Source organism: Carboxydothermus pertinax (assembly GCF_001950255.1).
Classification (GTDB): Bacteria; Bacillota; Z-2901; order Carboxydothermales; family Carboxydothermaceae; genus Carboxydothermus; species Carboxydothermus pertinax.
In genome coordinates this window covers 1-218 of record NZ_BDJK01000086.1, presented here as the reverse complement: position 1 = coordinate 218, position 218 = coordinate 1, and the positions used below count along the sequence as shown (strand labels likewise).

At 45.9% G+C, this 218-nt stretch carries 1 protein-coding gene; it reads left to right on the top strand.

All coding sequences use genetic code 11. From position 1 onward, the window contains the following. Window positions 1-218: IS110 family transposase (locus cpu_RS13130; RefSeq protein WP_143299332.1), on the top strand; the 218-nt coding region annotated here is incomplete at both ends.

The window sequence follows — 218 nt, the reverse complement described above, 5'->3', positions numbered from 1 at the left end:
TCTAATTATCAGCTGGCAAGTTATCACTGCCAGGTCTACACCTTTAATCCTAAGGTTGTTGCTAATTTTAAAAAGGCTTATGTCGACCTCCCCAAAAATGACTGGACCGACGCTTGGGTTATTGCCGACCGGTTGCGTTTTGGGCGTCTCCCGGAAAACTCCCAGGTGGATTTTCGTTATTTGCCTTTGCAAAGGCTGACCAGGTTCAGATTCCATTT